19 protein-coding genes are annotated in these 22,664 nt (G+C 69.7%); 13 read left to right on the top strand and 6 right to left on the bottom strand.

All coding sequences use genetic code 11. From position 1 onward, the window contains the following. Positions 1–35: 35 nt before the first annotated feature. Genes ACZ6ZD_RS13130 through ACZ6ZD_RS13120 form a run of 3 tightly spaced genes read left to right on the top strand, consistent with a single transcriptional unit; the run spans position 36 to position 2,764 of the window. Positions 36–1,256, top strand: a complete 1,221-nt coding sequence (locus tag ACZ6ZD_RS13130; protein ID WP_465671452.1) for a DUF4032 domain-containing protein — start codon at positions 36–38, stop codon at positions 1,254–1,256. A gap of 42 nt (positions 1,257–1,298) precedes the next feature. Then, complete coding sequence (locus ACZ6ZD_RS13125) at positions 1,299–1,787, top strand: SigE family RNA polymerase sigma factor (protein ID WP_465671450.1); 489 nt, start codon at positions 1,299–1,301, stop codon at positions 1,785–1,787. Next, a complete protein-coding gene (locus ACZ6ZD_RS13120) occupies positions 1,787–2,764 on the top strand; it encodes a hypothetical protein (RefSeq protein WP_465671448.1) in 978 nt (325 codons plus the stop codon). Before ACZ6ZD_RS13125 ends, ACZ6ZD_RS13120 begins: the two co-directional genes overlap by 1 nt. On the opposite strand, the gene ACZ6ZD_RS13115 is transcribed toward ACZ6ZD_RS13120, so the two are convergent. Further along, positions 2,761–3,528: an SDR family NAD(P)-dependent oxidoreductase gene (locus tag ACZ6ZD_RS13115; protein WP_465671446.1), complete on the bottom strand. Its 768-nt coding sequence runs from the start codon at positions 3,526–3,528 to the stop codon at positions 2,761–2,763. The two genes, ACZ6ZD_RS13120 and ACZ6ZD_RS13115, sit on opposite strands and share 4 nt — an antisense overlap. Positions 3,529–3,642: 114 nt before the next feature. Continuing rightward, complete coding sequence (locus tag ACZ6ZD_RS13110; protein ID WP_465671444.1) at positions 3,643–4,842, bottom strand: acyl-CoA dehydrogenase family protein; 1,200 nt, start codon at positions 4,840–4,842, stop codon at positions 3,643–3,645. Between the two features lie 85 nt (positions 4,843–4,927). Here ACZ6ZD_RS13110 and ACZ6ZD_RS13105 point away from each other — a divergent pair, with 85 nt between their 5' ends. The 4 genes from ACZ6ZD_RS13105 to ACZ6ZD_RS13090 all read left to right on the top strand — a co-directional run bounded on the left by ACZ6ZD_RS13105 (position 4,928) and on the right by ACZ6ZD_RS13090 (position 9,122). After that, a complete protein-coding gene (locus ACZ6ZD_RS13105) occupies positions 4,928–5,512 on the top strand; it encodes a TetR/AcrR family transcriptional regulator (protein ID WP_465671442.1) in 585 nt (194 codons plus the stop codon). Positions 5,513–5,529: 17 nt separating this feature from the next. Further along, positions 5,530–7,167 (top strand): DUF7800 domain-containing protein, encoded by a 1,638-nt coding sequence (locus ACZ6ZD_RS13100; protein WP_465671440.1) that lies wholly within the window; start codon positions 5,530–5,532, stop codon positions 7,165–7,167. A 57-nt stretch (positions 7,168–7,224) separates the two neighbouring features. Further along, positions 7,225–8,106, top strand: coding sequence for a S1 family peptidase (locus ACZ6ZD_RS13095; RefSeq protein ID WP_465671438.1), 882 nt, complete (start codon positions 7,225–7,227; stop codon positions 8,104–8,106). Positions 8,107–8,249: 143 nt separating this feature from the next. Continuing rightward, on the top strand, positions 8,250–9,122 hold the full coding sequence (locus ACZ6ZD_RS13090) for a S1 family peptidase (RefSeq protein ID WP_465671436.1): 873 nt from the start codon (positions 8,250–8,252) through the stop codon (positions 9,120–9,122). A 67-nt stretch (positions 9,123–9,189) separates the two neighbouring features. Here the strand turns inward: ACZ6ZD_RS13090 and rlmB are convergent, their stop codons facing one another. Both rlmB and cysS read right to left on the bottom strand, forming a co-directional pair. Continuing rightward, positions 9,190–10,146: a 23S rRNA (guanosine(2251)-2'-O)-methyltransferase RlmB gene (gene rlmB, locus ACZ6ZD_RS13085; RefSeq protein WP_465671434.1), complete on the bottom strand. Its 957-nt coding sequence runs from the start codon at positions 10,144–10,146 to the stop codon at positions 9,190–9,192. A 4-nt stretch (positions 10,147–10,150) separates the two neighbouring features. Next, positions 10,151–11,584: a cysteine--tRNA ligase gene (gene cysS / locus ACZ6ZD_RS13080; protein WP_465671432.1), complete on the bottom strand. Its 1,434-nt coding sequence runs from the start codon at positions 11,582–11,584 to the stop codon at positions 10,151–10,153. Positions 11,585–11,654: 70 nt separating this feature from the next. Here cysS and ACZ6ZD_RS13075 point away from each other — a divergent pair, with 70 nt between their 5' ends. From ACZ6ZD_RS13075 to ACZ6ZD_RS13065, 3 genes are all read left to right on the top strand, one after another. Next, complete coding sequence (locus ACZ6ZD_RS13075) at positions 11,655–12,884, top strand: neutral zinc metallopeptidase (protein WP_465671430.1); 1,230 nt, start codon at positions 11,655–11,657, stop codon at positions 12,882–12,884. A 26-nt stretch (positions 12,885–12,910) separates the two neighbouring features. Continuing rightward, a complete protein-coding gene (locus tag ACZ6ZD_RS13070) occupies positions 12,911–13,468 on the top strand; it encodes a GNAT family N-acetyltransferase (RefSeq protein ID WP_465671428.1) in 558 nt (185 codons plus the stop codon). A 76-nt stretch (positions 13,469–13,544) separates the two neighbouring features. Beyond that, positions 13,545–14,822, top strand: a complete 1,278-nt coding sequence (locus ACZ6ZD_RS13065) for a peptidase C39 family protein (protein WP_465671426.1) — start codon at positions 13,545–13,547, stop codon at positions 14,820–14,822. 7 nt (positions 14,823–14,829) lie between these two features. Here the strand turns inward: ACZ6ZD_RS13065 and ACZ6ZD_RS13060 are convergent, their stop codons facing one another. Then, positions 14,830–16,509, bottom strand: coding sequence for a DUF2207 domain-containing protein (locus tag ACZ6ZD_RS13060; protein ID WP_465671424.1), 1,680 nt, complete (start codon positions 16,507–16,509; stop codon positions 14,830–14,832). 96 nt (positions 16,510–16,605) lie between these two features. On the opposite strand from ACZ6ZD_RS13060, the gene ACZ6ZD_RS13055 reads away from it, so the two are divergent. After that, positions 16,606–17,823 carry a neutral zinc metallopeptidase gene (locus ACZ6ZD_RS13055; RefSeq protein ID WP_465671422.1) on the top strand — a complete coding sequence of 406 codons (1,218 nt, stop codon included), beginning with the start codon at positions 16,606–16,608 and terminating at the stop codon, positions 17,821–17,823. A gap of 836 nt (positions 17,824–18,659) precedes the next feature. Beyond that, positions 18,660–19,688 carry a neutral zinc metallopeptidase gene (locus ACZ6ZD_RS13050; RefSeq protein ID WP_465671420.1) on the top strand — a complete coding sequence of 343 codons (1,029 nt, stop codon included), beginning with the start codon at positions 18,660–18,662 and terminating at the stop codon, positions 19,686–19,688. A 66-nt stretch (positions 19,689–19,754) separates the two neighbouring features. Here ACZ6ZD_RS13050 and ACZ6ZD_RS13045 read toward each other — a convergent pair whose 3' ends face one another. Then, positions 19,755–21,440 carry a DUF2207 domain-containing protein gene (locus ACZ6ZD_RS13045; RefSeq protein ID WP_465671418.1) on the bottom strand — a complete coding sequence of 562 codons (1,686 nt, stop codon included), beginning with the start codon at positions 21,438–21,440 and terminating at the stop codon, positions 19,755–19,757. Between the two features lie 75 nt (positions 21,441–21,515). Between ACZ6ZD_RS13045 and ACZ6ZD_RS13040 the strand changes: the two genes are divergently transcribed. Then, positions 21,516–22,649 carry a neutral zinc metallopeptidase gene (locus ACZ6ZD_RS13040; RefSeq protein WP_465671416.1) on the top strand — a complete coding sequence of 378 codons (1,134 nt, stop codon included), beginning with the start codon at positions 21,516–21,518 and terminating at the stop codon, positions 22,647–22,649. Positions 22,650–22,664 lie beyond the last annotated feature (15 nt).

Genomic DNA, 22,664 nt, shown 5'->3' with positions numbered 1-22,664 from the left:
TGCCTGAGGGGTCAGCTTGCTGACAGACTGGGGGCGTGCCTCGATTCGTCGCCACTCGTCCGGACACCGGTCTGCTGTCGCTTCCGTGGGACATCCCGCTGGAGGACTGGCCCGAGGAGCAGCTGGTCGCGCTGCCGCGGGGTATCTCGCGGCACGTCGTCCGCTTCGTCCGCGTCAACGGGACGGTGTACGCGATCAAGGAGGTACTGGAGCACCTCGCGCTGCACGAATACCGGCTGCTCCGCGACCTGGAGCGGCTGGAGTCGCCGTCCGTCGAGCCGGTCGGCGTCATCACCGACCGCGTCGACCGCAACGGCGAGCCGATCGACTCGATCCTGATCACCCGGCACCTGCAGTTCTCCCTGCCGTACCGGGCGCTGTTCTCCAGCACGCTGCGCCCCGACACGGTCAACCGGCTGATCGACGCGCTGGTCGCGCTGATCGTCCGGCTGCACCTGCTCGGCTTCTTCTGGGGCGACTGCTCGCTGTCCAACACTCTGTTCCGCCGGGACGCCGGCGCGTTCGCGGCGTACCTGGTGGACGCCGAGACCGGCGAGCTGCACCAGGAGATCTCCAGCGGCCAGCGCGCGCACGACCTCTACACCGCCGAGATCAACCTGTTCGGCGAGCTGCTCGACCTGCAGGAGGGCGGCCTGCTCGACGAGTCGCTCGACCCGCAGGAAATCGTCCAGTCGATCCAGGACCGGTACGAAGCGCTCTGGGCCGAGCTGACCGCGCCCGAGGAGTTCGCCACCGACGAGATGCACCGGCTGGACTCCCGGATCCGCCGGCTCAACGAGCTCGGCTTCGACGTCGCCGAGATCGACATCATCACCGACTGGGACGGCAGCCAGGTCCGCATCCAGCCCAAGGTGGTGGACGCCGGTCACCACACCCGCCGGCTGATCCGCCTGACCGGCCTGGACGTCGAGGAGAACCAGGCCCGCCGGCTGCTCAACGACCTGGACTCGTACGCCGCCGCCACCGACCAGCAGAACGAGGACGAGGAGATCGTCGCCCACCAGTGGCTGACCGACGTCTTCGAACCCGTCGTCCGCTCGGTCCCGCGGAACCTGAACCGCAAACTCGAGCCCGCCGAGGTCTTCCACGAGGTCCTCGAGCACCGCTGGTTCCTGTCCGAGCAGGCCGGTCACGAGGTCGACACCATGGAGGCGGCCCGCTCGTACGTCGAGGACGTGTTGAGCGCGAAGCCCGACGAGAAGCTCGCGCTGCCGACGGTCCCCGACAACCCGTAGGCCGGATGCAACGTCCGGCGTCCGTCCGGCGTGTTGTCAGGTATGGAACGGCCTGAGTTCGACGAGTGGGTCACCCAGCGGGGTGCGGCGTTGCTGCGCTTCGCCTACTTGGTGACGCGCGACCACGCGCGGGCCGAGGAGGCGGTGCAGGACGCGCTGCTGTCGACGTACTCGCGCTGGCGGCAGATCAGCCGCGACGGCGACCCCGAGGCGTACGTACGGCGTTCGATCGTGAACGCCGACATCTCCCGCTGGCGGCGGTTCTTCCGGCGCGAGACGCCGGTCGAGCAGACGGCGGAACGCAGTACGCCGGACCACGCGTCGGCGCAGGCCGAGCAGGACGCCGTCTGGGCGTTGTGCGCGACGCTGCCGACCAAACAGCGGGCTGCCGTCGTACTGCGCTACTACGAGGATCTGCCGGACGCCGACATCGCCGTCATCCTCGACTGCTCAGCCGCCACCGTCCGCTCCCAGATCCACCGCGCGCTGGCCAGCCTGCGCGAAACGCTGACCGAGGAGGTCAACCGCTGATGGACGTTTCCGAACAGCAGGTCGCGGAGAGCCTCACCCGCCACGCGGCCGACGCGCCGTCCGACCACGGGTTGCTGACGCGCTTCCACGGCCGTCGGCGCCGCCGTAGCACCGGCCGAGCCGTGGGCGCCGCCGTACTGGCCGCAGCCGCCGTCGCCACCACCTTCACTGCCGCCAATACCCTCCGCAGCGAGCCTGTGGTGGCACAGGTCGGCCCGGCCAAGGCCGGTTGGCGGTGGGAGTCGTACAAGACGGCGACCGTCCAGGTGCCTGTCGGCTGGACGAACTACATCGCCGGTCCGGCGCCGTGCACGTTCATGAAGGACAACAAGCCGGTGGTCGGGCGGCTGTACGACTGGCAGGACCGGCAGCGGTACACCTGCTCGGTAGCGTTCCTCCCGCCATCACAACGGCAGCCGTACGTCTGGTTCGACGACGTTCAGGCGCCCGGGGTGAAGCGGTACGACGACGGCTGGTCCGAGGAGACCCGGTTGGTCGGTGGCACGAAAGTCAGTGTGCTCGCGCCGACCGACAAGCAGCGGCAGCAGATCATGGATACGGCTCGACCGATCACTGGCGCCGATGCCTACGGTTGCACGCCGAAGGACACGCTCCGCACCAGTCTGCCGTCGAGCGATCCGGCCGACCGCGCGAGCGTGTGCGAGTACTACAACGGCAAGCTCGTGGCCTCGTCACAGGTTTCACCAAGACAGGCCGCACAGCTCGACCGCTCGCTCGCGCTGGAGGCGTACCTTCAGCCTTCGTCTCCGAAACCCAGCTGTGCCGACAAAGGCGCTCGAACCTTTGTCGTCACGCTCTTCTCCGGCTCGAAGAGCTGGACCGGTCGCTTCTCCTACGACCCATGCGTCGTCAACCAACTCCCCGGCGTCCGAGCTCTGCAGAGCGGTGCGCATCGGCCGTTCGACCCGAGCCAGTGGCATGACCCGGCCGGCCCGACCACCCCGCCGAAGCGTTAGCGCGGGGGCATGCGGAGGGCGCCGTCCAGCCTGATGACCTCGCCGTTGAGGAGTTGGTTGTCGAGGATGTGGGTGACGAGGGCGGCGTACTCGGCGGGTTTGCCCAGGCGGGAGGGGTACGGGATGACCTGGCCGAGCTGCTCGCGGGTTTCCTCGGGGAGGCCGGCGAGCATGGGGGTTTCCATGGTGCCGGGGGCGATGGTCACGACGCGGATGGCCTTGTCGGCGAGGTCGCGGGCGGCGGTGAGGGTGAGGCCGACGATGCCGCCCTTGCTGGCGGCGTAGGCGGCCTGGCCGATCTGGCCGTCGTACGCGGCGATGGACGCCGTCATGACGATGACGCCGCGGTCGCCGTCGGGGGCGGCGTCCAGGGTGAGCATGCGCTCGGCGGCCAGGCGGACGACGTTGAAGGTGCCGATCAGGTTGACCTCGATCACCTGCCGGAAGGTTGCCAAGGGCAACGGGCCCTTGCGGCCGACGACCCGGCCGGGGGTGGCGATACCGGCGCAGGTGACGACGACGCGCAGGTCGCCGAGGGCGGCCGCGGCATCCAGAGCGGCGGCGACGGCGGCCTCGTCGGTCACGTCGGCCGGGGCGAAGACGACCCGGTCGCCCAGCTCCTCCGCGAGCGCCTTGCCCGCGGATGACGGCAGGTCGACGATCACGACGCCGAGCCCGTCCGCGGCCAACCGCCGTACCGTCGCCTCGCCGAGCCCGGAACCACCGCCGGTGACGAGCGCGACATCGGTCGGGCCAAACTTCATGAAGCACTCCCTGGTGGTGTGGATTGTCGGATGCTTGAGTGCCGGCGGTGTTCAGGTGGGTGCAGCGCAAGGCAGAGGAGGTGCCTCGATGCGGTGTTCATCGTGGCATCTCCTCTAACGCCGCGATGTGCCCGCCTGGGCGCCGCCGGTGCCAAGCAGCCGGCGATCCACACCACCTAGCAGGTCGCGGCTGATGACGAGCCGCTGGATCTGGTTGGTTCCTTCGAAGATCTGGGTCACCTTCGCCTCGCGCATGTAGCGCTCGGCGGGGAACTCGCGCGTGTAACCGTAGCCGCCGAGCACCTGGACGGCGTCCGTCGCGACCTTCATCGCGCCGTCGGTGCAGACCAGTTTGGCGATCGCGGCCTCGCGGGTGAAGCCGCGGCCGAGGTCGCGGCGGCGGGCCGCGTGCAGGTACGTCGCCCGGCCGGACTCGACCGTCGCGGCCATGTCGGCGAGCAGGAACTGGATGCCCTGGAAGTCCGCGATCGCGCGCCCGAACTGCTCGCGCTCCTTCGCGTACGCCGTCGCGACGTCGAGCGCGGCCTGCGCCAGGCCGACCGCGCAGGCGGCGATCCCGAGCCGGCCGGAGTCCAGCGCGGACAGCGCGATCCGCATCCCGTCGCCCTCGGCGCCGATCAGGTTCGCGGCGGCGACGCGGACGCCGTCGTAGTTGACCAGCGTGGTCGTCGACCCCGTCATCCCCATCTTCCGCTCGGGCGCGCCGAAGCTCAGCCCGGCGATCGGAGCGGGGACGTGGAACGCGGAGATACCGTGTTTCGGATCGTCCGACGTCCGCGCGAAGGTCGTGTAGAAGTCGGCCTGCGAGCCGTGGCTGATCCAGGCCTTCGTCCCGGTGAGGACGTACTCGTCGCCATCCCGGACGGCCTTCGTCGTCATCGCGGTGATGTCGGAGCCGGCCTGCGGCTCGGACAGCGCGTACGCCCCGAGCAACTCGCCGCCGATCATGCCGGGCAGCAGGCGGGACTTCTGCTCGTCCGTCCCGAAGGTGGCCAGGGCGTAGCTGGTCATCGTGTGCACCGAGAGCCCGACCCCGACCGACATCCAGGCGGACGCGATCTCCTCGAGCATCTGCAGATACACCTCGTACGGCTGCTCGGCGCCGCCGTACTGCTCCAGGTAGGGCAGGCCGAGCAGGCCGGCCTTCCCGAGCGTGCGGAAGGCGTCGCGCGGGAACGACTCGGTCTCTTCCGCCTTGGCGGCGTACGGCGCGAGCTCGTGCGCGCACAGGTCGCGGACCAGCGCGAGCAGGTCAGTGGATTCCTCGGTCGGCAGGAGACGATCGACAGCCATCAGGCACCCCTCTCAACGGCTGCGAGAACGATACCAGGAATGATACTGACGACTAGACCCCAGTATCGTTCTATGCTGTCTCGATATGACAACAGTCGTCCCGGGGCGCCGAACGCGCAGGCAGGCGGAACTTCTCGACCGCCTGCTGTCGCTGTTTCTCGAACAGGGGTTCAGCCGCTTCACCCTCGACGACCTGGCCGCCGAGCTGCGCTGCAGCAAGACCACCCTCTACGCGCTCGCCCCGAGCAAGGAGCAGCTGGCCGTCGAGGTGGTCAAGCACTACTTCAAGAACGCGACCGCCCAGGTCGAGTCCGCGGTCGCCCGCCAGACCCGCCACGACCGCCGGATCGCCGCCTACCTGAACGCCGTCGCCGACGCCCTCCGCCCGGCCAGCCGCACCTTCCTGGACGACGTCGCCACCTTCGCCCCCGCCCGCTCCGTCTACGAGCGCAACACCCGCATCGCCGCCGACCGCGTCCGCACCCTCATCGAGGACGGCATCAACAGCAAAACCTTCCGCCAGGTCGACATCGCCTTCGCCGCCGAGATGATCGCCCACACCATGCAAGCCATCCAGCGCGGCGACATAGCCCGCCGCACCGGCCTCAACGACGCCGAGGCCTACCGAGAACTAGCCTCCTTCGTCCTCCATTCGCTGCGCTTGGACTGAGCTTGTAGTTTTCCGCCATGGAGCTCCGGTTGGGACCGTTGTTGCGGTACGTGGATGAGACGCGGGCGACGGTTTGGGTGGAGACGAGTGGGCCGGGGACGGTCGAGGTGTTGGGGTACGAGGCGCGGACTTGGTCGGTGCATGGGCATCACTACGCGTTGGTGCGGGTCGAGGGGTTGGCGCCGGACAGTGAGACGGCATACGAGGTGCGGCTGGACGGCGAGGTGGTGTGGCCGCTGGCGGAGTCGGAGTTCGGGCCGAGTGTGATTCGGACGCCGCGGGCGGACGGGACGTTTCGGGTGACGTTCGGGTCGTGCCGGCGGTCGGCGCCGTTCGACGCGGAGGGGTTCAAGCGGTTCGGGCCGGATGCGTTGGTCGCGCTCGCGGGCGGGCTGGACGAGCTGCCCGATGCGCTCCTGCTGCTGGGTGATCAGGTGTACGCCGACGACCCGTCGGACGCCGTCCTCGCACAGCTGCGTGAGGCGCATGGCGGGCGGCAGGGCTCCGAGGTGGCTGACGAGATCGGCAACTTCGAGGAGTACACCTGGCTGTACGACGACGCGTGGCTCGAGCCCGCCGTCCGGTGGCTGTTCTCGACGGTGCCGCTGTGCATGCTGCTCGACGACCACGACCTGCGTGACGACTGGAACACCTCGCTGACCTGGCGGCGCTGGGTCACCGCGCAGCCCTGGTGGCGGGACCGGGTCGTCGGCGCGTACGCGTCGTACTGGGTCTACCAGCACCTCGGCAACCTGTCGCCCGAGCAGCTCGACCAGGATGCGACGTACCGGGCGATGCTGGCGATCGAGGACGACGACGAACGGACGGCGTACCTGGACAGCTTCGCCTGGACCGCCGACGAGGACCCGGCGTCGACGAGGTGGAGCTTCTACCGCGACTTCGGCTCGGCGGCGCGCGGCGTCCGGCTGCTTGCGGTGGACTCGCGGTGTTCACGGCATCTGGAGCCAGGCGAGCGGGCCATGGTCGACGCGCACGAATGGGCCTGGGTGCGGAAGGTGACGCTGGAGGCGAACCGGCCGATCCATCACCTGCTGCTCGCGTCCACGCTGCCGTTCCTGCTCGCGCCGGGCCTGCATCACCTGGAGGGCTGGGACGAGGCCATCTCCTCCGGCGCCTGGGGGCCGCGCGGCGCGCGGGTCGGCGAGCGGATCCGGCAGGGGATGGATCTGGAGCACTGGGCGTCGTTCCGGAGGTCGTTCGACGATGTGACCGAGCTATTGGCCGAGCTGGTGAGCGTTGAGGACCCACCGGCGTCCATCTTGATGCTGTCCGGGGACGTGCACTGCAGCTACGTCGCTGAGGCCTCGCTGCGCGCCGTCGAGCATCCTGGGACGGCGATCCGGCAGCTGACGATGTCGCCGTTCCGGAACCCGGTGCCGCGGCACGTGCGCTGGGCGAACCACCTGCTCGACGCACGCTGGATGACGTGGCTGCTGCATCGACTCGCGCGATCGGCCGGCGTCCGCGATGTTGCGGCGGACTGGCGGCTCGCGCACGGCCCGTGGTTCGGCAACGGCGCGATGACCGTGACGCTGTCCGGTGAGCAGTGGGCGGTCGAGGTGGACCACTCGGAGCTGCGCGGTGACCGACAGATACTGAGCCGCACGCTGAGTTACCCTCAGTCGAGCGTTTGACGACCGGTTGTTGCCACGACCGCTCCGTGGGCCCTTCGCTATGGGAGGTTGATCCGCATGAGATCTTCGACCATCCGCCGGAGTGCGGCGCTCGCCGCCACGGCCGCACTCACTGTCGCCGTCCTGCCGGCCGCGCAGGCCGACCCGGTCAAGCCGCCGCGGCTTTCCGCGGAGGCGATCACCGCCAAACTGACCAAGACCGTCAACACGCCGGGCACCGCCTGGCAGACCGAGCCCGACGGGACGGTGCTGGTCTCCTACGACTCCACCGTCACGGGCTCCAAGCTCAGCGAGCTCACCTCGGTGACGCGCCGTCTCGGGGACGGCGTGAAGCTGGAGAAGCTGCCCGGCAAGCTGCAGAAGTACCGCTCCGGCGGGGAGTCGATCTTCGGCGGTGAGTACAAGTGCTCGATGGGGTTCAACGTCGTCCGCAAGGGCCGCTACTCGTTCCTGACCGCCGGCCACTGCGGTAACGAGGCCTCGACCTGGTACGCCGACGTCAACAAGCGGTCCAAGCTCGGGACGCGGCAGCACTCCAGCTACCCGGGGAACGACTACGCACTGATCAACTACCCGGTCGGGATCAAGCAGCCCGGCGGCGGCGTCTACCTCTACAACGGGAAGTCGCAGGACATCACCCGCGCGACCACTCCGGCGTTCGGGACGTACGTCTACCGGGCCGGCGCGACCACCGGGCTGCGCAGCGGCCGGGTCCGCGGGCTGAACGCGACGGTCAACTACGGCGACGGCCCGATCAGCGGCCTGATCCGGACCAGCGTCTGCGCCGAGCAGGGCGACTCCGGCGGTCCGCTGTTCAGCGGGCGGGTCGCGTACGGGCTGACGTCCGGTGGGACGGGCGACTGCAAGACGCCGGGCGGCGTCACGTACTTCCAGCCGGTCGTCGAGGCCCTGCAGGCGTACGGCGTCGCGGTCTACTGAGTTTCGCCCGGGGCGTGGCCGAAAATCGGTCACGCTCCGGGTTCAGTTGAATACTCTGCGGTGTTTGCGGGTAGGAGTGCTCCTGGTTGAAGTCAAGGACGCACCCGCCCCGAGCGCGTCCTCATCGTGAGGAGGCTGAAACCGTGAACCACATCCGCCGCACCACCGCGATCCTGGCCACCGCCGGGCTCGTCGCCGCCGGTCTCTTGACCGGATCGGCATCCGCCGCCCCCGTCGTCCCGTCCGCCGCCGACATCACCTCGGCGCTGAACACCGACGCCCGCATCCCCGGCACGGCCTGGCAGACCAACCCCGACGGCCGGATCATCGTGTCGTACGACGACACCGTGACGGCGTCCAAGCTGACCGCGCTGACCCGCGTCACCGACCGGTACGCCGGCCGGATCACGCTCGAGAAGATTCCCGGCAAGCTGACGAAGTACATCGCCGGCGGCGACGCCATCTACGGCGGGCAGTACCGCTGCTCGCTCGGCTTCAACGTCCGCGACAACGCCGGCGCCTACTACTTCCTGACCGCCGGCCACTGCGGCAACATCGCCTCCACCTGGTACGCGAACTCCGCCAAGACCACGCTGCTCGGAACCGTCACCGGCTCCAGCTTCCCCGGGAACGACTACGCGATCGTCAAGTACGCCGCCTCCTACACCAACCACCCCGGCGTCGTGAACCTCTACAACGGCTCCACCCAGGACATCACCTCCGCCGGTAACGCCACCGTCGGCCAAGCCGTCCGCCGCTCAGGCTCCACCACCGGCCTCCGCTCCGGCTCCGTCACCGGCGTCAACGCCACCGTCAACTACGCCGAAGGCACCGTCACCGGCCTCATCCGCACCAACGTCTGCGCCCAAGGCGGAGACTCCGGCGGCGCCCTCTTCGCCAACACCATCGCCCTCGGCCTAACCTCCGGCGGCTCCGGCAACTGCACCACCGGCGGCACCACCTACTACAACCCCGTCCCCGAAGTCCTCTCCCGCTACGGCGTCAACGTCTACTGACAGACGCCTCGCCGGACAAAGAATCGCGCCCCGAACCGGACCGGTTCGGGGCGCGGTTTGCTGCGCGTCAAGCGCGGCGGCGGGAGATTTCGTAGAGGGCTACGCCGGTGGCGATGCCGGCGTTGAGGGATTCGGTGGCGGACGTCATGGGGATGGAGACGATGAGGTCGCAGTTCTCGCGGACGAGGCGGGCGAGGCCTTTGCCTTCGGAGCCGACGACGAGGACGAGGGGTTCGGTGGCGGACTCGAGGGCGGGGAGTTCGACGGCGCCGCCCATGTCGAGGCCGACGACGAGGAGGCCGGCGTCCTTGTAGGACTTGAGGACGCGGTTGAGGTTGGTGGCGCGGGCGACCGGGATGCGGGCCGCGGCGCCGGCGGAGGTTTTCCAGGCGGACGCCGAGACCTGGGCGGCGCGGCGCTCGGGGACGACGACGCCGTGCGCGCCGAAGGCGGCCGCGGAGCGGGTGATGGCGCCGAGGTTGCGCGGGTCGGTGACGCCGTCCAGGGCGACGATCAGCGGGACCTGGTGCGCGTTGTAGGCGCGGTCCAGCAGGTCGTCGGGGTGGGCGTACTCGTACGGCGGGATCTGGATCGCCAGGCCCTGGTGGGCGCCGCCGGCGGTGACGCGGTCGAGCTCCTGGCGCGGGACCTCGAGGATCGAGATGCCGTGCTCGGTGGCGATCAGCAGCGCCTCACGCAGCCGGGCGTCGCGTTCGGTGCCTTCGGCAACGTGCAGCGCGGCGGCCGGGACGCCGGCCCGGAGCGCCTCGACGACCGGGTTGCGGCCGTAGACCCACTCGACGGTGGCGTCGGCGTCCTTGCGGGCCGGACGCCGGGCGCCGGACCGCTCTTCGGCGCGGGCCTTCGCCTTGGCCCGCTTGTGGGCCGGGTGTTTGGTCCGGTCGACGGCCTTCGGGGTCGGGCCCTTGCCCTCGAGCCCACGGCGGATCCGGCCGCCGGAACCGGCGGTCGGGTTACCCGTCTTCTTACGAATGGCGCCCTTGCGCCGACTGCTGCCTGGCACTACTTCACTGTCCTTCGGTGTTCGAGGCCGCCGCAATCGTCCAGCGCGGGCCTTGCGGGGTGTCCTCGACGACGACGCCGAGGGACTTCAACTGATCACGGATCGCGTCCGACGCGGCGTAGTCCTTCCGCTCCCGGGCGGCGGCGCGCTGCTCGAGCAACGCCTTCACCAGCCCGTCGACCACACCGGCGAGCTCGTCACCGGCCGCGGCCCGGGAGGCCCACGGCTCGGCCAGCGGATCGAGCCCGAGGACGTCGAGCATCCCGCGGACGGCGGCCAGGCTCTCGCGCAGCGCGGCCGAGTCGCCGTCGGCGACCAACTTGTTGCCGTCGCGGACGGTGTTGTGCAGGACGGCGACCGCGGCCGGCGTCCCCAGGTCGTCGTCGAGCGCGGCGACGAAGTCGGACGGCAGCTCGGCCGCGGCCTCGACCCCGCCGGTCACCTCGGTCGCGCGGGTGACGAACCCGTCGACGCGCTGGAAGCTCTTCGCGGCCTCCTCGAGCGCCTCGAAGGAGAACTCGACCACCGAGCGGTAGTGCGACTGGACGAGGTAGTAGCGCAACTCGATCGGCCGCACCCGCTGCACGACATTGCGGACGGCGGCGCCGTTGCCCATCGACTTCGACATCTTCTCGCCGGCCGTGGTGACGAGGGCGCTGTGCATCCACGTGCGGGCGAACTTCTGCCCGACCGCGGTCGACTGGGCCAGCTCGTTCTCGTGGTGCGGGAAGCGCAGGTCGAGCCCACCGCCGTGGATGTCGAACTCGTCGCCGAGGTACTTGCCGGCCATCGCCGAGCACTCCAGATGCCAGCCCGGGCGGCCGCGACCCCACGGCGTCGGCCAGGACGCCGTCCGCGGAGTGCCCTCGGTGTAGCCCTTCCAGAGCGCGAAGTCGCGGGGGTCGCGCTTACCGCGCGGGTCGGCGTCCTCGGCGGGCTCCATGTCGGCGATCTTCTGGTGCGACAGGGCGCCGTACGCCGGCCAGGACCGGACGTCGAAGTAGACGTCGCCTGAGCCGTCCGGAGCGGCGTACGCGTGGCCGCGCTCGATCAGCTCGCCGATCATCTCGATCATCTCGGGGATGTGCCCGGTCGCACGCGGCTCGTACGTCGGCGGGCGGCAGCCGAGCACCTCGTACGCCCAGTGCAGCTCCCGCTCGAACTCGTACGCGTGCGCCCACCACGGGACGCCGCGCTCGGCCGACTTCGCCAGGATCTTGTCGTCGATGTCGGTCACGTTCGCGATCACGGTGACCTGGTAGCCGGAGCGCTCGAACCAGCGCCGCAGCACGTCGAAGACGACCTCCTTGTAGATGTGCCCGACATGCGGGGCACCCTGCACCGTCAGCCCACAGTGGTAGATCCCGACCTGGCCCGGGCGGACCGGCGCGAAATCCCTCACTGAAGCTGTCGCGGTGTCGTACAAGCGAAGTGTCACCGGTCAAGGGTAACGGGAAGTGGCACCGGTCCTTGACAAGATATGGTGCAGAGCCCCCTCAGGAGGACCCTTGTCGAACCAGTACGGCCCACCGCCTGGCCAGCCACCGCAGCAGTACGGCGGTCCGCCGCCGCAGTACGGCCCGCCGCCTGGACCACCTCCTGGGTACGGTCCGCCGCCGGGGATGCCGCCGCAGGGCCCGCCCCCGCAGCAGTACTGGGGCCCGCCGCCGCAGGGGCCGCCCATGGGCCCGCCGATGGGACCGCCGCCCGGGCCGGGGTTCGGCTTCGGCGGAAACGGCTTCCCACCGAAGCGCAAGCGCAGCAAGGCGCCGTTCATCATCGTGCCGATCGTGCTCCTGGTCGCCGGTGTGGTGTCGCTGTACCTGTTCGCGATGCTGCAGAAGCAGCAGCGCGACAACTACGCCAACCCGACGCCGGCCTACACGCCGACGACGAACACCCCGGCGCCGACCTGGGGTCCGGGCTCCTCGGCGTCCACCGGCCCGACAGTGCCGAAGCCGACCCGCCCGACCGTCAACCGGCCGAGCCCGACGAAGACCACGCCACCGCCGCCGTCCGACACCGATCTGACCGCGCGCAACAAGTTCTACACGACCGGCGTCCAGCGCTCGGTGAACTGCCGGGAGCCGAAGTCCCGGCCGTCCACGCTGCCCGGCGCGCGGACGTACTTCGCCGATATCGTGAAATGCCTCAACCGGGCCTGGCCCGCCCAGGTCCGCGCGGCCGGCTTCGAATGGAAGCCGGTGTCCACCAGCACCTACTGGGGAACCGGCTACAGCCCGTGCGGCTCGATGGTGCAGCGGTCGTTCTACTGCGGTAGCAACCGGACGATCTACATGGACGCGAAGTCCCGGGTCGACTGGTGGCAGAAGTACCCGCGGGACCCGGTCGCGACCGCCTGGGTGCGGGCGGCCAGCATGAACACGACGACGCACGAGTACGCCCACCACCTGCAAGAGGTCACCGGCATCCTGGACGCGATGTACAACATCAAGTACCGGCGGACGGGCGACCACGCGCTCGAGATCAACCGGCGGATGGAGATCCAGGCCACCTGTTTCGGCCAGGTCTTCCTCGGCGCGAACCGCACCACGATGGTCTCCAGCGCCGTCCGCAAGCAGATCGTCTGGAGCCACGCGAACTCCGGTGACGAGTACGACACCAAGCGCGACCACGGCAGCAAGGCGATCCAGCCCTACTGGTCGAACCGCGGCTACAACTCGCGCAACGTCGGTCAGTGCAACACCTTCACGGCCAGTCCGCGACTGGTTCGATGAACCTGATGGGCGCTTAGTCTCGGTCGGTGACCTATTCCCTGCCGATCGAGACTGACCGCCTGACCATCCGCCGCTACCTTGATTCCGACTACGACGACCTGCTGAAGCTGCAGTCCAACCCGGACGTGACGCGTTTCCTGCTGTACGACGCGAAGACGCCGGAGCAGGTCCGGGAGTCGATCGCCTCCCGGCTGGCCGACGTACCGCTGGACGCCGACGGCCAGGCCCTGACGCTCGCGGTGATCCTGCGCGAGACCGGCGTCCACCTGGGCGAGGTCACGCTGTTCCTGAACAGCACCGAGCACCACACCGGCGAGATCGGCTACGTCTTCCACCCGGAGTCGGGTGGCCGCGGGTACGCCGCCGAGGCCGCGGTCGAGCTGCTCCGGCTCGGGTTCGAGCACCTCGGGTTCCACCGGATGATCGCCCGGCTGGACGGCCGCAACACCGGCTCGGTGAAGCTGCTGGAGCGGATCGGCATGCGCAAGGAGGCGCACTTCGTCCGGAACGAGTTCCTCAAGGGCGAGTGGACCGACGAGCTGGTCTTCGCGCTGCTCGCCGAGGAGTGGGACAAACGCTCGTAAGTTTCTGACAAGCGAATCAGAGCGCGCGGCACGCGTTCACCGCGACAGCCGCGCGCTCCGGGCCTACCGTCGAAAGATGACCGCCCCTCGTACCGCTGCCGCCCTGATCGCCGGTGTGGTTGTGCTGAGCTCCGCAGTCCTGCCGAGCGCGGCCGTCAAGGTAGCCCCACCGCGACAGATCGCCTTTCACACGTGGACGTCGGACGCCGACTTCCTCTCCGGAGCCCACTCCGGCACCACAGTCGCCGACGGCACGCTGCGCTTCGGCCAGTCCGCCGGGACCACGGCGTACGTCGACCCGTTCGGGGACGGCACCGCCCGCAGCTACGACCAGGCCAGCTGGACGTCGGCGCCGATGAGCACCGGCTTCGGCGCGACCGAGCTGATCGCCTCCTGGAACGCTGACACGCCTCCCGGGACGTGGGTCGAAGTGTCGATGGCTGGCCGGACCGACCAGGGCACGGCCACCAAGTGGTACGTGCTCGGCCGCTGGGCCGCCGGCGACGAGACGATGCACCGGACGTCGGTGCCGCGCCAGGGCGACGCCAACGGCTCAGTCGCGGTGGACACGTTCGTAGCGGCCAAGAACCGCTGGATCGACCGCTGGCAGCTGAAGGTGACGCTCTACCGGCTCGCTGGCACGACTCAGGCGCCGCAGGTCCGTTCGGTCGGCGCAATGGCGTCCCGACTGCCGTCCGAGTCGAAAGTTGCCGTGAGCCCGCTTGGCGGGGCGCAGGGGATCACTCTGGACGTTCCGACGTACTCACAGGAGACGCACCTCGGCCACTACCCACAGTGGGACGGCGGCGGGGAGGCGTGGTGCTCAGCGACGTCCACCGCGATGGTGCTCGACTACTACGGTGCGGGCCCGACACCGGCAGAAACCGCCTGGGTCGACCCTGAGGACGCCGACCCACAGGTGGACCACGCCGCGCGGCAGGTCTTCGACTACGCGTACGACGGCGCCGGGAACTGGCCGTTCAACACGGCGTACGCCGGTACGCGCGGTCTGGACAGCTTCGTCACCCGGCTGCGGTCACTGACCGAGGCTGAGCAGTTCATCAAGGCCGGTATCCCGCTGGTGGCCTCGCTGTCGTTCAAGAAGGGCGATCTGCCCGGAGCAGGCTACGGAACGAACGGCCACCTGATGGTAATCGTCGGCTTCGCGCCGAACGGCGATGTGGTCGTGAACGACCCGGCGTCGCACCTCATCCCGAGTAACGACGAGGTGCGGACGACGTACGACCGCGCAGCCTTCGAGAACGCCTGGGTACCGCACTCCGGCGGCCTCGTCTACGTCATCCACCCGGCTGGGACCGCGCTGCCACCGCACGGCCCCCAGGCCAACTGGTAGTAGGGCGTCAGCGGGCGAACAGAGCGCCAGTCAGGTTGGTGGTGAGGTTGCGGAGCGAGTCCGGCAGGTGCTGCAGGTGCCAGCCGGACGGACCGCGGTACCAGGAGAAGCCTTCGTCCTCGTCGGCGTCGTCGTCGGTCGCGACCAGCGCGTCGATCCACCGCTCGGAGCCGCCGAGGACGACGGCGTACGGCAGGGCCCGCGCGCACAGCACGGCGTGCTGGTCGGTCGGCAGCTCGCTGATGTCCATCTCCTGCAGCTCACCGCGGACCGCGGCGATCTGACCGAGCACGCGGCCCGCTGCCGGCGCCTTGGCCGGCATGTAGCGGCCGATGACCAGCAGGCCGACACCGATCGCGGTGATCGCCAGACCGAGCAGACCCCAGCTGGTGAGCAGTGCGAACAGGACAGTCAGCACGACGCCGGCCACGGTCGTCCCGATGCCGATGGTGGCCCACAGCGAGCGCGTACGGTCCGGGCGCTCGTTGAACCAGCCGCGCTTGACCACACCGTCGTACAGGGCGTCCTGCACCTGGTCGAGGTTGGCCCGGACCTGACGGCCCAGCTCGGAGACCAGCACGGAGTCGGAGTCCCCGAAGATGGCGCGGATCAGCACGTTCTCGTACCGCTGCAGCTGCTCGGCGGGAGCGTTCGCCACGCGGCGCAGCTCCCAGTCCGGACGGGCGTACTCGCTGCGGTGCTCGAGCTCGATGATCGTCAGGTGACCGCGGACGGCCAGGTCGATGATGGACGCCGTCACGTCGACCGGGTCGATCCGCTCGTCGATCAGCGTGCCGACCTCGCCGGGACGCAGGTCCGACGGCGGGGAGAAGGCGATCGAAGCGTCCGGACCGAGGCTGAACAGGGACGCCGGCACGACGCGGCGCGGGTCGATCTGGTCACGGCCGCGGACGCGGTACAGGAGCAGCAGCGCGATCGCACCGAGCACCAGCACCGCCACTGCGACCGACAGCTGCGCGGTGTCGGTGGAGAAGGAGCGCTTGAACGTCTTGCGGTACTCGATGATCGAGTTGGCCGCGATCTTGTCCGCGGGGAAGCCGACCGTCATCCGCACCGTGTTGCCGGGCGGCAGACCGGTCTGCTCGAACGTCGGCCCGGCCGTCTCGGCGATCTGCGCCAGCGTGCAGGGGGTGTTGCTGTCGACCGCACCGGCGAAACAGGAGACGTGGCTGACCTGCGGGGTGCTGTACTCGACATGCACCTGCTGGATGGTCAGGTTGATCCCGGTGAGCGGAGCGAACTGCACCTCGGTGCCGTTCAGCGTCTTGGCCACCGCGCCCTTGACCGTGTAGCTGATGTCCAGCTGGGTGCTGCCCTGGAGGTCGCCGACCGCCATCGACGTGACGTCGCCGTCCTCCTTCAGCTCCACGTTCTTGGCGGCGCCGCCGACCTTCGCCTGGACGTCGCCGAGCTCCTGGACGTGGTCGACGTCGTCGGGCAGGTGCCGCCGGGTGAGCAGGAACCGGGAGAACGTCCCGGTCACGTCACTCAGCTTCCAGGTCTCGGCGACGCGCAGCAGGCCGTCCTCCTCGACCCGGACCGAGGCGTTGTAGCTGGTCACGACCGGGTCGGCCGAGGCATGGGTAGCGGTCGCGCCCGCCGGTACGCCGGTGAGAGCGGCAAAACCGAGAGCACACAGGGAAGTCCCGAGCAGACGTAGACGCATCGCCCAATCACACCGTAAAGAGAGGGTCAGTTGACCGAGGCACCATACCGTGCGGGAGGGCGCAGGTTGAGCCAGCGCTCCGCTACCGTCAGGCGCGTGTCAGGCAACCAGTGGGGCCCGCCGCCGGGCCAGTACCCGCAGCAGCCCCCACCAGGGCAGTACCCGCAGCAGCCCGCCCATTTCCCGCCGCCGCAGGGCCAGTTCCCGCCTGGACAGCCGCCGTACCAGGGCGGTCCGCCGGCCTATTTCGCGCCGCCGCCGGGTCAGCCGCAGTTCGGCTGGGGGCCGCGGCCGCCACGGAAGAAGGGCAACGGCGGCAAGGCTGCGGTGCTGATCGTGCTCGGTGTGATCGCGGTCGCTGCCGCCGGCATGTTCGGCCTGTCGGCCGCGCTGAAGGACAAGGGCTCGTCGTACTCGAGTGACCCGAGTCCGACGTACACGTACAGCCCGACGACCTCGCCGTCCACCACCGCGCCGACGGCCGGGCCGCCGACGCCGGTGAGCACACCGACGACGACCAAGCCGCAGCCGACGCTCACCCGACCGACAGCGCCCCGCACGACCAAGGCGAAGCCGAAGAAACCTCAGGTGTCCAACCTGGACCGGGTGGCGCGGAACCGGCTCTACAAGTCAGCCGGGACGATGCGGTCGGTCGGCTGCCGGGAATCGAAGGCGCGACCGGCCACCGCTGCCGGGGCCAAGGTGAACTACCGGAACCTGATCAACTGCCTGAACCGCTCCTGGCCGGCGCTGGTGCAGCGGTCCGGTGTGAAGTTCCGCCCGCCGCGGCTGATGACCTTCACCGGGACGGTCCAGTCGCCGTGCGGCGCCTGGTCGGACACCGGGCCGCCGTTCTACTGCTCGAGCAACGACACCATCTACATGAACCTCACCGAGGACACCCGCAACTATGCGCTGCCGAACGACTACGACAAGGTCTGGGCGCGGATGTGGATGCTGCACCAGCTGGCGCACGAATACGGGCACCACGTGCAGAACGTGACCGGCATCATGGGCGCCACCCACCAGCTGCAGTACGAGTCGTCGAGCCGGGCCAAGGAGCTGGAGTGGAGCCGGCGGCTGGAGCTGCAGGCCTCCTGTTTCGGTGACATCTTCATCGGGGCGAACCGGAGCAGCTACCCGATCACCGGGCAGTCGAAGTTCCAGTGGAACTTCCTGATCGGCGCCTGGACCGACCACAACAACGACCACGGCGACGGCGTGAACCACAAGTACTGGGCACTGCGCGGCTGGAACAGCCGGAACCCGAGCGTGTGCAACACCTTCGCGGTGTCGCCGCCGAGAGTGCAGTGACGCACGACCGGCCGCGGTGGCTGGCGCAGTGCGCCAGGATCACGCAGAGTATGACCCGGGGGCGTACGGCGGTGTTCTGGGGGGACCGATCGACCGTGCGCGGCCTCGGCACCCCGAGAAGCGCCGGAAGCAGCAGTTGACGGCTACCCACAGCAAGGTCGTGAGGAGTTTCGATGTCGGACAGCGGGAACCCACCACGGGGGAACGAGCCGGCGGACGGCGAGCCCGCCGGCCCGCCGGAGCGCCGGGAGGGGAAGTCGCCCCGGTGGTGGACCGGAAGCGAGGCGAAACGGGAGTTCCAGGACCCGACCGCCTCCGATACCCCACGCACCCCCAACAACTGGTTCGGCGAAGGCTGGACCACCCGCCCCGAAGACGCCCAGCCGGACCGCCCCGGCGCCACACCCCCTCCCGGCCCGCCCTACTCCGCCCCCCAACCGCCGCGTCCCGCCCAAGGCCCCACACGAGGCGGTAACACCCCGCAGGCGCCGTCCCGCTCGCCTCAGGGCGGACCGGCGGGCGGTACGCCTGGACCATCGCAGACAAGCGGCAACGCCCCGCAGGCGACCGGCGGTGGCCCTCGGCCGACCTACCCGGGCGCACAGCCTCCGGCACACGGAGGCGGGCTTCGGCCGACGTATCCGGGCGGTGGTGCGCCGCAGGCGCCGTCTCGTCCGGTTCAGGGTGGTGGCGTGCCTCCGCGTGGGCCGGGCTCCAGCCAGCCGTCGGCCGGCGCGCACAGCCGCCCGCCGCAGGGTGGGCCCAGCTCGCAGGGGTCGTACTTGTGGGCTCCTAGTGAGCCGGGGCCGACGGAGAACAAGGGCCAGCTCGGGCCGATGGGACAGCCTGTGCAGCAGGCGCCCACCTGGCAGTACCCGCCGATCCCGATTCCGCAGCCGCCGGGTGGCGGACGCCGGAAGAAGCCGCGCAAGACGCCGCGGGTGTTGTTGATCGGGCTGGTCGTGCTGGCAGTGCTGATCGTCGGCACCGGCATCACGCTGCTGGTCGGCAGTCTGGGCGGCGACGACGAGCCGCAGGCGGGCAACTCGCCTTCGGTCGCGCCGAGCGAGACGCCCAGCCCGACGACGCCGTCCGCACCGACCACGCCGGTCGAGCAGCCGTCGCCCAAGCCCACGCCGACCACGGCCAAGCAGGACGCGATCGTCCTGAACAGCAACCTGTACGGCGTCGGTCTGCTGGGCCCGTCGAAGTGCGTGGAGCCCCCGTTCGCGCCGACGTCGTACCAGCTCGCGCAGAGCTACTACAACCAGCTGCTCGGGTGTATGAACATCACCTGGGGCGTCGCGATGAAGAAGATCAAGGTCAAGTACCGCGCGCCGAAGGTTGCCGTGTACAACGGCCGGATCAACACCGCGTGCGGACGGCAGGGCGGCGTCCGGGCGGCGTACTGCGGCGTCAACGAGACCATCTACATGCCGTACGCCCCCGACGCGCGCGCCCACCGGTCGGACCCGGTCTACGCCCGGGCGCTGAGGCTGAGCACGTTCGCGCACGAGTACGGCCACCACATCCAGAAGCGGACCGGTGTGCTGACGGCGTCCATCGAGCGCGCGCAGACGATGTCCCCGGCCGACAAGCTGACCGAGAGCCGCCGCCGTGAGCTGCAGGCGAGCTGCCTCGGTGCGGCGTACCTGGGCATCAACTCCGCGTTCCTGCCGATCACCGGCCCGCTGCTGACCAGCTACCGGTTCCTGATCTCGCACACCGGTGACGAGTACGCGCGCCCCCGCACGCGCGACCACGGGAACGCGAAGAGCAACTACCAGTGGAACATCGCCGGCTTCAACACGAAGCGCCCCGGCAGCTGCAACACCTTCAAGGCGGGCGGCGACCGCGTCGCCTGAGTCTGAACACGACGAAGCCCGGGCCACCCCACGGAGGGGGACCCGGGCTTCGGCGTACTCAGCAGGTCAGAACAGCCGGCGCGCACTCGCCAGCGAACCGCCGAACGACGTCACGAAGTTGCTGAGCGACTCACCGATGTCGGACAGGTGCCAGTCGGCCGGGCCGGAGTACCAGCCGATGCCGGCGTCCGGGTCGTCGTCGTCATCGGTCGCTGCGATCTCGGCCGCCCACTTCTCGGTCAGACCGAGGACGGCGGCGTACGGCAGGCAGCGGGAGGCGAACTCGAGCCGGTGCGTCTGCGGGAGGCTGGACGAGGTCTCGTCGGTCAGGTAGCGCTGCAGCCCGGCCACCCGGCCCAGAACCGCCGCACCGCGCGCAGTACGCGCCGGTGCGACCTGGCCGACCAGCGCGAGCGCCAGACCGGCCAGCATCAGCGCGAAGCCGACCAGACCGAACTTGCTCACGATGGCCAGCACGATCGTCAGTACGACGCCCGCACCGGCCAGCACCAGACCCGCAGTAGTCCAGCGGTTCCGCACGGCGTCCGGACGGCTGGCGAACCAGCCCTGCGTGACGACGTCGGCGTACAGCTGCTCACGGACCAGCCCGAGCCGCGGCCGCAGCGCGGCGCCCAGCTCGGAGACGACGACCGTGTCACCGTCGGCGAACACCGCGTCCAGCAAGGCCTTCTCGTACGACAGCAGCTCCGGACCGCCCTGGTGCTGGCGGTGCAGCTCCCAGTCCAGCCGGCCGAACTGCGACTGCCGCGGTAGCTCCACGATGGTCAGGTAGTTGCGAACCGCCAGGTCGAGCAGCGTGGCAGTGATGTCGACGACGTCAGCCGTCTCGTCGACCACTGTGCCCACCTGGCCGGGACGGATCCCGTCCGGCGCGGCGAACTGCGGACCGTCGGCGCCCTCCAGCACCGGACGCTCCGGCGCGCCCTCACCGACCTTGCCCGCGTCCCGGCCGCGCAGGAACCACAGCCCGGCCGCACCGAGCAGACCGAGGCCGAGGACGAGTACTGCGAGCCCAACCGTGCTGGCGTCGACAGTGAACGCGTTCCCGAGCGACCAGCGCGTCTTGTACGTCGCATTGGCCTGAACCGTCGCCTCGGAGCTCAGCCCGGTCAGGAACGTCAGCCGGCCACCAGCCGGTACGCCGTTCTGCTGGATCTCCAGCTCGGCCGACTCGGCCAGCTGCGACGAGGTGCACGGCATCCCCGATCCGGGGCGCCCGGCGAAGCAGGTCACCCAGGTCGCGAACGGCACGTTGACCGACACCAGCGCCCGCGGCACGCCGGTCGCGAAGCCCTGGACGATCGGCCAGCTCACCTCGCGGCCCTCGGTGGACTCGGCGACCACGTTGTCCACGGTGTAGCTGTAGACGACGGTGGCCTTACCGGAGACGTTCACCGTGATCCGGCGGCCGTCGTCCGTGCTCTCGTTGCTCAGCCCCTGCGCGGGCTGCCCGTTGACGGTCGCACTGACATCGCTGACGTCGTACGTCCGGTCCCGCTCGGAGTCGGCGCGGACCCGGGTGGCCAGCGTGCGGCTGAACGTCGAACCGCCGGCGGTCAGGTCGACGGTCTCCTTGACCGTCAGCTTCCCGTCCTTGGACAGCGTGGCCTGGGCGGAGTACGCCGAGATCCGGTCGTCCGCGGCGTGCGCGGGCAACGTGCTGAAGGCAACGATCGGCACGGTCAGGCAACTCAGCAGGGCAGCCGGGAGGAGGCGGCGCTTCAGTGACATGGGTTGAGAGTAGTCTCGTGCCGGTTCGTCCAGGCAAATCGTCAGCCACAGCCCAGTCACAGGAGGACAAGACCGGTGAGCAGCCCGTACGGCGGTCCCCAGGACCAGCGGCTCGGTCCCCCACCCGGTGTGCTCCCGCCGCCGCAGGCCTCCCAGTGGCAGCCGCAGGGCCAGTACGGCGGGCCTCCGCAGGGCCAGTTCCCGCCGCCGGGCCAGTACCAGCAGCAGGGGCAGTTCCAGCAGCCGCAGGGCCAGTGGGCGCAGCCGTACTACGGGCCGCCCGGCGGTCAGTTCAACGGCTTCCAGCCGCCGCCGCGCCGGAGCAACACGGTCAAGCTGCTGGTGTTCGGCTTCGTGATGCTGGTCTTCGTCGGCGTGTCGCTGGCGGTCATCGGCGCCCTGCTCGGCCGCGGCGGCGACTCGACGGCCAACCCGGGCGTGACCGGTCCGTCGATCGTGCCGACCCCCTCGACGAACCCGCAGCAGGGCAGCGCCGAGGACTTCCTGCTGAACGCGAAGATCTACCGGACCGGACCGCTGCCGGAGCAGGACTGCAAGGCCGAGAAGCTCGGCGACGGCAGCCTGGCCGCGCAGAAGGTCTACTACCAGAAGCTGTTCGCCTGCATGAACGAGGCGTGGCGGCCGATCTTCAAGGAGATCGGCGAGGAGAAGCCCGACCCGGGCCTCGTGGTCTTCGACAAGCCCGTCGTCACTCCGTGTGGCAGTTTCGCGCCGCTGTCCGGCCGCGTGCTCGCGTTCTACTGCTACGGCAACAACGTGATGTACACGGACGTACAGCAGATGAACAAGGCCTTCGGCCCGCAGCAGGACCTCGCGTACCTGATGACGATCGCGCACGAGTACGGACACCACGTGCAGGGCATCAGCCGGACGTTCTACGCCCGGATGGCCTACCTGCAAGAGCACCCCGAGCGGAAGCTGGACTCCTCGCGCCGCAACGAGCTGCAGGCGTCCTGTTACGCCGGCGTGTTCAGCAAGGCCGTTGAGAAGTCGTACCCGCTGACCGGACGGATGGACGAGTTCAAGGAACAGTCCAGCAACAGCTTCGGTGAGTCGCCCAAGACGCCCGAAGAGGAGCGCACCCACGGTTTGGCGACCAGCCAGGGCTTCTGGATCCAGAACGGCTTCAACATCGGCTCCAACAAGGCCTGCAACACGTTCGCCGCACCGGCCGAGCTGGTGAAGTAGCCGCAGTCCACTGGT

The sequence above is a fragment of the Kribbella sp. NPDC104218 genome (genome assembly GCF_055584105.1).
The sequence above is the reverse complement of the archived record's forward strand: the minus strand, read 5'-3'. Positions and strand labels throughout refer to the sequence as shown.

Coding starts and splice junctions, on each gene's coding strand:
- ACZ6ZD_RS13105 (WP_465671442.1), top strand. CDS start 4,928: ATGACAACAGTCGTCCCGGGGCGCCGAACGCGCAGGCAGGCGGAACTT.
- ACZ6ZD_RS13120 (WP_465671448.1), top strand. CDS start 1,787: ATGGACGTTTCCGAACAGCAGGTCGCGGAGAGCCTCACCCGCCACGCG.
- ACZ6ZD_RS13110 (WP_465671444.1), bottom strand. CDS start 4,842: ATGGCTGTCGATCGTCTCCTGCCGACCGAGGAATCCACTGACCTGCTC.
- ACZ6ZD_RS13060 (WP_465671424.1), bottom strand. CDS start 16,509: ATGCGTCTACGTCTGCTCGGGACTTCCCTGTGTGCTCTCGGTTTTGCC.
- ACZ6ZD_RS13065 (WP_465671426.1), top strand. CDS start 13,545: ATGACCGCCCCTCGTACCGCTGCCGCCCTGATCGCCGGTGTGGTTGTG.
- ACZ6ZD_RS13115 (WP_465671446.1), bottom strand. CDS start 3,528: ATGAAGTTTGGCCCGACCGATGTCGCGCTCGTCACCGGCGGTGGTTCC.
- ACZ6ZD_RS13125 (WP_465671450.1), top strand. CDS start 1,299: ATGGAACGGCCTGAGTTCGACGAGTGGGTCACCCAGCGGGGTGCGGCG.
- ACZ6ZD_RS13045 (WP_465671418.1), bottom strand. CDS start 21,440: ATGTCACTGAAGCGCCGCCTCCTCCCGGCTGCCCTGCTGAGTTGCCTG.
- ACZ6ZD_RS13100 (WP_465671440.1), top strand. CDS start 5,530: ATGGAGCTCCGGTTGGGACCGTTGTTGCGGTACGTGGATGAGACGCGG.
- ACZ6ZD_RS13095 (WP_465671438.1), top strand. CDS start 7,225: ATGAGATCTTCGACCATCCGCCGGAGTGCGGCGCTCGCCGCCACGGCC.
- ACZ6ZD_RS13050 (WP_465671420.1), top strand. CDS start 18,660: ATGGGACAGCCTGTGCAGCAGGCGCCCACCTGGCAGTACCCGCCGATC.